The organism is Pseudoalteromonas sp. S558 (genome assembly GCF_005886635.1).
Lineage (GTDB): Bacteria > Pseudomonadota > Gammaproteobacteria > Enterobacterales > Alteromonadaceae > Pseudoalteromonas > Pseudoalteromonas aliena.
In genome coordinates, this window is the sequence record NZ_PNDU01000103.1 from 1 (window position 1) to 8669 (window position 8669).

The 8669-nt window shown below is 35.3% G+C and carries 8 protein-coding genes; 6 read left to right on the plus strand and 2 right to left on the minus strand.

Annotated elements, in window-relative coordinates; genetic code table 11:
• Positions 1-234: 234 nt before the first annotated feature.
• The 6 genes from CWB66_RS08405 to CWB66_RS08430 all read left to right on the plus strand — a co-directional run bounded on the left by CWB66_RS08405 (position 235) and on the right by CWB66_RS08430 (position 5059).
• On the plus strand, positions 235-906 hold the full coding sequence (locus CWB66_RS08405; RefSeq protein WP_138585012.1) for a PIG-L deacetylase family protein: 672 nt from the start codon (positions 235-237) through the stop codon (positions 904-906).
• 196 nt (positions 907-1102) lie between these two features.
• Positions 1103-1579, plus strand: a complete 477-nt coding sequence (locus CWB66_RS08410) for a GNAT family N-acetyltransferase (RefSeq protein WP_138585013.1) — start codon at positions 1103-1105, stop codon at positions 1577-1579.
• Positions 1569-2681 (plus strand): UDP-2,4-diacetamido-2,4,6-trideoxy-beta-L-altropyranose hydrolase, encoded by a 1113-nt coding sequence (pseG, locus tag CWB66_RS08415; protein ID WP_138585014.1) that lies wholly within the window; start codon positions 1569-1571, stop codon positions 2679-2681. The genes CWB66_RS08410 and pseG overlap by 11 nt, the downstream gene beginning before the upstream one ends.
• A 74-nt stretch (positions 2682-2755) precedes the next feature.
• Positions 2756-3433 (plus strand): formyl transferase, encoded by a 678-nt coding sequence (locus CWB66_RS08420; protein ID WP_077537224.1) that lies wholly within the window; start codon positions 2756-2758, stop codon positions 3431-3433.
• A 2-nt stretch (positions 3434-3435) separates the two neighbouring features.
• Positions 3436-4491 carry a pseudaminic acid synthase gene (pseI, locus tag CWB66_RS08425; protein WP_138585015.1) on the plus strand — a complete coding sequence of 352 codons (1056 nt, stop codon included), beginning with the start codon at positions 3436-3438 and terminating at the stop codon, positions 4489-4491.
• Complete coding sequence (locus CWB66_RS08430; protein WP_138585016.1) at positions 4484-5059, plus strand: GNAT family N-acetyltransferase; 576 nt, start codon at positions 4484-4486, stop codon at positions 5057-5059. Before pseI ends, CWB66_RS08430 begins: the two co-directional genes overlap by 8 nt.
• A gap of 62 nt (positions 5060-5121) precedes the next feature.
• Here the strand turns inward: CWB66_RS08430 and CWB66_RS08435 are convergent, their stop codons facing one another.
• Positions 5122-7137, minus strand: coding sequence for a motility associated factor glycosyltransferase family protein (locus CWB66_RS08435; protein ID WP_138585017.1), 2016 nt, complete (start codon positions 7135-7137; stop codon positions 5122-5124).
• An 11-nt stretch (positions 7138-7148) separates the two neighbouring features.
• Positions 7149-8567, minus strand: a complete 1419-nt coding sequence (gene fliD / locus CWB66_RS08440; protein ID WP_138585018.1) for a flagellar filament capping protein FliD — start codon at positions 8565-8567, stop codon at positions 7149-7151.
• Positions 8568-8669: the final 102 nt, after the last annotated feature.

The window sequence follows — 8669 nt, forward strand, 5'->3', positions numbered from 1 at the left end:
AATTTAAAGCCGTTAGAAAGGGTTATGCCAAGCCAGGCAGATTCTAATACCAACCTGCATAAATATTTGAACAATTTAACGAATTAAATCACTCTATAACGTTGTTAAAAATTTTTTATTTAGAACAACTAGATATAAAAATTTTTGCCTAGTTACAGCGCAATTTCTTTATCATTAAATAAACCCCATATATAAGCCGATTGGTATCATTAAATTTATCGAGGATAATAAAGCATGAAAGTAGCAATAATCGTCGCCCATCCTGACGATGAAACACTCGGCTGTGGTGCCACAATCGCGAACCATATTGAAAAAGGTGATGAAATATATATTTTGACGCTTTCTAATGGGGTTAGCTCACGTCAAGAGCACAACGAAGCAGACATTAAAACGCGGCAAACCGCTTTTTTAAATGCAACCCAACAATTAGGTATTTCACCTAACAATCTAACATCGTTGGATTTTCCAGATAATGAATTCGATACGGTATCACTGCTAAAAATAGCGCAAGCTATCGAACTATTTTTATCTAAAAATATAATTACACGCGTGTATACCCATTATCATAGCGATTTAAATGTTGATCATCGAAAAACTTATGAAGCTGTTTTAACCGCTTGCAGGCCGCAACCAATGCAATCAGTAAAGCAAATATTTTGCTTCGAAACACTATCAAGCACTGAATGGGCAAGTCACCGTTACGAGGCATTCAAACCTAACTATTTTGTCAATATCGAGCATGTATTTAGTAAAAAAATAAAAGCTCTCACAGCTTATAAAGATGAAATGAGAGAAGCCCCACACACTCGAAGTATTGAGAATATTCAAGCACTCGCTAAATTTAGAGGTATGTGTGTAGGCACTCCACTTGCTGAAGCATTTTATATTGAACGCTTTATAGATTAGGCCTATTACGCTCATTATTAAATCACGGTTTTAATATCTAATACCAATTTGCTTAATTAAGTGGTCTATTTTGAAGCAAAAATTTCGTTATTTAGTTGTTCGTTATCAGAGATTTTTAACACCGTTAGCGCCAAGTTTAATCCCTCAAATTGATTAAGTATTATTGCGATTGGTATAACTTAGGATAGAAAATAAAATGATAACATTAAGGGAAGCCGAGCAAAGTGATTGCACTACTTTATACCAGTGGGTTAATGATCCCGTTATTCGTAGCTGCGCATTAAAAGACGCCCCAATTACCTTACAAAATCACTTAACTTGGTTTAATAAGCAACTAGCGTCTCTTAATAGTAAAATTTATATTGCATCCATTGACGGTAAACCCATCGGACAAGTCAGATTTAATCAAACAACTCTTAATACGTATGAAATAGATACGCATTTATCTCCTTGCAGTAGAGGCAATGGTTACGGTAAAGAAATTTTAACACAAGCACTAAACCTGATAGAAAAGAGCATAGATAGTACATTTATCGCGACTATTTTAATTGAAAATAAAGCATCTATTAAATTATTCGAAACCTGTAATTTTAAACGAGAAAAAGAAACAACAATAGAAAATAAAAAATGTTTGATTTACATCCGTAAAGAGGCTCTAAAAGGTGAGCATTAATATAAAAAAAAGTAATACCAAAACCCCGACTCGATTATTCAACATCGCTTTTAGAGTTGATTCTGCTTTAAATATTGGTTCGGGCCATGTGATGCGTTGCCTTACATTAGCGACGGCAATTAGCAAAGCCGCTAATGTTAATATCACTTTTTTCTGTCGCGATGCCATCGGCAATAGTAATGAAAATATAATCCAATCAGGGTTTGAGCTTGTAAAAATGGCTTCTCCAAAAAGTACCATCGACTTAAAAAACTACAGCTCATGGCTAGGTGCTAGTTTAGATGATGACAGTGAAGAGTTTTTACAATTAACAGCGGGGAAAAATTACGATTTAATCGTAATAGATCATTATGCTATTGATACCCGTTGGCATAATAAAGTGAAAAACATAACCAAAAAAATGATGGCTATTGACGACCTAGCGAATCGAAAACACAATTGTGACTTGTTATTAGATCAAACCTACCAATGCCCAACAGTTAAATACAGACACTTGGTAAATAACCATACTCAACTACTACTTGGCTCAGACTTTGCTTTATTAAGGCCTGAGTTTTTAGAGTTTCAAAAAGTATCAATTGAAAAAAAAGAGCGCACCTTACTCATAATGTTTGGAGGAACAGATCCTGACAACTTGACTCTTCAAGCTTTAGCGCTAGTAATAAAATTAAAATACTTTGAAAAAATTAATGTAATCCTAAATAAAACAGCAAAAAACGTAAAGTCAGTGCTTAACTTTGCACAATGCCATAAAAAAGTCTTTTTACATATATCGCCGAGTAATATTGCAGAGATCATGTCAACGGCAACATTAGCGATTGGTGCAGCAGGAACAACGTCATGGGAAAGGTGCGCTTTAGGTCTTCCTGCTGTTGTTATTGTACAGGCAGACAACCAGCGAGAGATCGCTAACGCGCTTCAATTAGCTGAAGTGATCCGCTTTATTTCAATTACAGAGATTGAAGAAAAATTAATTAAAGAAGTTGAATTTTGGCAAAATAGATTAAAATTAAATAATGACGTTTATAAAAATTGCATTAGTATTTGTGATGGCAAAGGCAGTATAAGAGTCGCCAACGAAGTGCTCAAAATTATAGAATAGCAATTAACCTGAAGCTGAATAATTATTAATTTGACTATAGAGATCACGTCTCTAAAACCGATAAGCGACTGAACATGAACAATTACGTTGTAGCCACAATTAAAGACTGGAATATTGCCCAATATAATAAACGCACGCCAGCTTACAATGGAAATTGGCATTTAATTACTGACAAAAAAGAGCTCACTTATAGTCACTTAAAACACTTAAACCCCAAGTATATATTTTTTCCTCATTGGAGCTGGATTGTTCCTGAAGAAATAATTAACAACTTTAATTGCGTATGCTTCCATATGACTGATTTGCCTTATGGGCGGGGCGGAAGTCCAATGCAGAATTTAATTTCTCTTGGCCATACCACCACAAAATTAAGTGCCCTAAAAATGGAAGAAAGTATAGATACAGGCCCTATTTACCTAAAAAGGCCTTTATCTTTGGAGGGCACCGCACAACAAATATTTTTACGCTGTTCAGCCTTAACTTTTGATATGATTCAGTTTATTGTTAACGAAAACCCCGAAGTAACACCTCAAGAAGGGCCTGTAACAGCATTTTCAAGACGCAATCCAAGCCAAAGTGTTATTGATACGAACTTAGAGCTGGATGCTATCTTTGATCATATTCGCATGTTAGATGCCGATAGTTATCCAAAAGCATACATAAAACATGGAAAGTATAAGCTTGAGTTTACTAATGCCACAAAAAACAACGGCGCTTTAACTGCCAATATAAAATTAACTTTATTTGAGTAACAATGAAAAATAAATTTGTAGAAATAGATGGTCGAAGAATAGGTTTAGATTATGAACCTTACATTGTTGCTGAACTTTCAGCTAACCATAACGGCGATCTTAAAGAAGCCCTAAAAACAATCGAAGAAGCGGCTAAATGTGGAGCCGATGCGATAAAAATTCAATCATATACGCCAGATACAATGACTATCGACTGCGATAAAGACGAGTTTCAGATTAAAGGCGGGTTATGGGATGGTTATAATTTATATGAACTATATAAATGGGCTCACACCCCTTTTGAATGGCACTGTGCACTGTTTGAAAAAGCCAAAGAAGTCGGTATCACTATATTTTCAACACCGTTTGATGAAACAGCAGTAGAGTTGCTAGAAGAATTAAATACCCCAGCTTACAAAGTCGCCTCTTTCGAATTAACCGACCTACCTCTCATCAAGCGAATTGCTGAAACAGGTAAACCTATCATTATGTCTACAGGTATGGCTAATATCACAGAGATAGAAGAAGCGATTAGCACAGCAAGAGATAATGGTTGTGATGAACTGATTGTACTGCATTGCATAAGTGCTTACCCTGCGCCATTCGAGCAAGCTAATTTAGCGACAATCGCGGATATTGCAACACGCTTTAACGTTATCACAGGCTTATCTGATCATACCTTAGGCACAACGGCAGCAATTGCCTCAGTTGCTTTAGGAGCATGCTTTATTGAAAAGCATTTTATTTTAGATAGATCTAAAAAAGGACCTGACTCAGAATTTTCAATTGAGCCAGAGCAACTTAAATCAATTGTTAGCCAAAGCAAAGATGTGTACAAATCGATAGGTAATGCAGGGTATGAATTAAAATCAGCTGAAAGCGAAAATCTAAAATTTAGACGCTCTATTTATTTTATTGAAGATATACCGGCAGGTACAATCATAACAAAAAAACACATAAAAAGAATACGCCCTGGCTACGGTCTACCTTGTAAGTATTACGATACGCTGATTGGCAAAAAAGCCGCCGTAGATATAACAAGAGGAACAGCTGCTAAATGGGAATTTATTGATGAGTAGCCAAATTAAAATAACGAGTAATGAGACTAAAGATATATTTTTACAAAGTATATCTTTAGACGATGCAAACGAAAATTATGTTGCTTGGCTTAATGATCCTTTGGTAAATCAATACTTAGAAACTCGTTTTAGTAAACAAGATCTTAACTCAGTTAAGAGCTATATTTCTGCTAATTTAGATAATCCGCTTGAACAATTATTTACTATTAGAACAAGCAATAATAATAAGCACATTGGGAATATAAAAGTTGGAAGTATAAATAAGGTTCACAATATAGCTCAAGTGAGCCTGTTTATTGGCGAAAAAGAAAGTTGGGGAAAAGGCTATGCAAACCAAGCTATTAAGCTAATAAGCCAATATGCATTTAAAATATTACAGCTGCGTAAATTAACTGCGGGAGCTTACTCTTCCAATATAGGCAGCACAAAAGCATTTATAAAATCTGGATATAAAAATGAATGCACTTTAAAAGACCACTACCTATTAAATGATAAACCATGTGATTTAGTTCAGGTTTCTCTATTTAATGAAAGTAACCCCGAAGCGATAAAAATAGCGATTACTTAAAGTAATCGCTATTAATCTAAAATCTGGTTAATAAAACCACCAGCCCATTGAATAATAAAAAATTAAAGCTTAGCTGATTTATTGTAGTTTTCAATAAACTCTATATACAAGTCTTCTACATGGCTGTGAAATGCATCGATACATGCATTCATAAATTCAGCTCGCTGTTCTAAACAACGGTAATAATAACTGTTAGTCATTATATAGGCTTGAAAATACCTGAATGTTCCTTGTATCAACCAATAAACAACATGATCATTACTATTTCCATCGCGCAGCATTAGTAGAATTTTATTTTGCAGAGTAAACGCATCAGCAAGTGACTCTCTGGTATTAAAGTGCGCTGACGTTATTAATAGCAATTTCTCTAAAATAGCTTTAGTGCCGCTTTTTATAGCCGTCATCTTACTATCAATATTACCTAAAGATAATTGCTCTAATGAGGTTGCTCGTTTGAGCAACTCACTCACCATTTCTTGCTTATTTTTTATCGTATTTTTAAGGCTAATATCAGCTATACGCTTAGGCGTGGTAAATCGAATAAACGCCCCATCTGAAGTATTATATGCCGTAACTTGAGGGTTACTCTGTAATAATATTTCAACATTACCTTTTGAAGAGTCAAATATATGGGTAGAAAGAACTTCATCTCTAAAGTTACCTTTTACAACCATATCGCTTTGCATATTCTTTTTAATTAGCTCTTTATGCTTAAAGTCTTTATCAAAATAAATACTGTGCTTAGAATGATGATGTTCTTGGGATACAAAGCCAAAGTCAGTCCCTACTAAGTAGACCTCTTTAAAGCCCAATTCAGCGGCAACAGCAAGTCCAGTATTAGACACACTCGGGTTACTGCTTTCTGGATAGGTGAATAGCTGCTTTTCATCCATCGCACGTATTAAACGTCCTCCGGCATCATTTACTTTAGATAATAAATGAGCACTCTTGAAGCGCTTTAATATTCCATCATAAACCGTATTAAGTGCTACTATATTAAGCTCGTCTAATCGGGTGGTTACACCTTCAGTGCGTTCAACAACTTCTACCCAGTCTAGTAATGCTGCAGTACGCTCCATTTCTATATGAATATCTGGAGTTATCCCATTAATAAGTAATGCTTTGAGTGCAGTACCACATGATAAAATAACAACATTGCTTTGGTTTTCTTTCAAAAAATCAATTGCTAAATCTAACGATGGTCCATTTGCTACAATAAATACGGGGTAATCTACTAAGGGATTTTTAAATGTACTGCTCTTTTTTACCACCGGAAATTTGGCACTTAAGTTAGAGAGTGTATGCGAGATACCAATAACTTCATCTTCAAAAAATCCCCAGCCCCCAGACCAGCGATGCCCAATTGCTTTTATTCTAGCAATTGTTTTTTCTATTAATGGGCTATCGTAATGCTTAAGAAACAGCACTTGGCTAAGGTTAAAGTGGCCTTGTTGAAATAAAAATTTAGAAATATCATTTACAACCCCGTCCTCACTACCCGAGATACGAATAGAGAATTGTCCGCCTTTACTTGTACACTTATCTAGTAGAGGTTTTAATTCAATACAATGCAATAAGGCATAGAAGCTATCTTTACTTGGTTCAAATAAAAAAACATTTAAGACATCTTTCGTATTTAATAGCTCTTCAATTTGATAACCTAATCCACCACCAAAAAAACAAACAAAATCAATTCGCTCCTCATCTGCGGGGTTGCCAATTTTGTTTTCAGATTCAGCAACTCGAACATTATGAATAGATTTAAGTAAGGCTGAATGCTTAAAATAGATATCTTCATCTGCTTGATGTTCTACAGTATATTTAAAGTAAAGAGGGCGCTCTAGAAACTGAGTCACTTGCTGCTTAGCAAACTCTCTTGGGTCTATTTCATAGACAAATTTATTGTTATTAAATAGGTTGGCACGACCTTGATAATCTATCGCAACGCCGGTATCGGTAGGTTGGTAATCTTTAAATTCTTTATAAATACTAGGCATACGCTCTTTTATCAGCGATAAATTAGCTAACAACGTAGCCTGTAACATCATTTTTGTTAATTCTTGTTGGTTAACGCTCAAGGTTTACTCCATTAACTTTTCTTAACGACCCCTGGGAGGTTAGCTAATTGTGCGGTTAAATAATTACCCGTGTTTTTTAAATTACCTACGAGTAAATCCATTGCATTATACTGGTTAAGTAACCTTTTTTCATAATCAGCCATTCTTAAATTAAAGCTAACAGATTCATCTGTAAGCTTATCTATTTGAGCTTCTCGGCCATCAATTCTAGTTTCTATTATACCGCCTGACGCAGTATAGCCTTTAATAACATCATCAAATTTAGCAACAAAGCCATTATCATCATCGCCAGTAAAAAATCGTTGGACTGCATTTGGATCTTTTTCTATGGCAGCTTTTAATGCATCCGAATCTAAACTTAACTTTCCTGAACGCTCAGTTCTTACCCCAAGGTTAGCTAAAAATTCTTTTTTGTCATCAGTAACATTAAATTCAGAGGTTAGCATCGATCTCACTTGATTTACAGAGCCTCGTAATAGTGAATCACCAGCTAAAGCCCCCACTCCGTCTTCTTTGCTTGAACGACCTAGTTGCTTTGATAAATCAATAAATGAATTAAATTTATCTATAAAGGATTTAAGCCCAGCGGATACATTATTATTATTTTCAGTAATTTTAGCATTACTTATATCGTCATCAGTACCGTGTATTTTTTTAGCGGATATAGTAACGCCATCAATAACATCAACAAACTCATTGGTACTGCTAGTAGCACTTAATTGACCATCAATTGTTATCGACGCATCTGCGGCTTTAGTTACTTCTGTTAGGTTTTCAGCATACGTTGTTGAGGCCGGATCCGGATCGTAAGCAAAACGAGATAAACCGCTAGCATCTGTATTATTTGCATCACCAGTGTCATCAACAACAACCTTAATTGCATTAACTTCTCCAGTTTCCTTGCTAGACAAAACAAGACGCTCACCGGTGCTATCGGTAATAATGGTTGCACTTACTGAATCATTATCTGCAGAGTCATTAATTGCATCTCTAATATCTGTAAGCGTAGCAGCCGCTTTTACCTCAATATCAAATTTATTAGTACCAGAGCTAATAGCTAATTTACCTTCGCCAACAGCAGTTCCACTCGGTACGGCTGCTGCTACTAATTTATGGTTATCTGCAAGGCTATTAACTTTAATTGAAAAATTATTTACTTGAGCCGCTTTTTCAGAACTCAAAGAAATAAAGTCATCGTTACCGCTGATAGAACGTTTTTGATAATTATCTGTGGTTCCTAGCGACTCTAGAGATTTATTGAGCTCTTCAAGCGATGACTTTAGCGTACCAACCGCTGATATATCAGTAGTGTGAGCCGCTTGTTGACGGGTTACTCTTGCTTGATAGGGGGTCTTTTGTGAATTCACCAATGCATCTACAATATCGTTAACTGGTACACCGGATCCAATACCTGTAAATGAAAGAGCCATAATTCAACCTCCTACAGACATTGATCAGACCAATTTCAAAAATTTCGATTTAATTTAAACGCTTAATTCTCTTTAATTTGATAAAATAACATCTCAACTTTG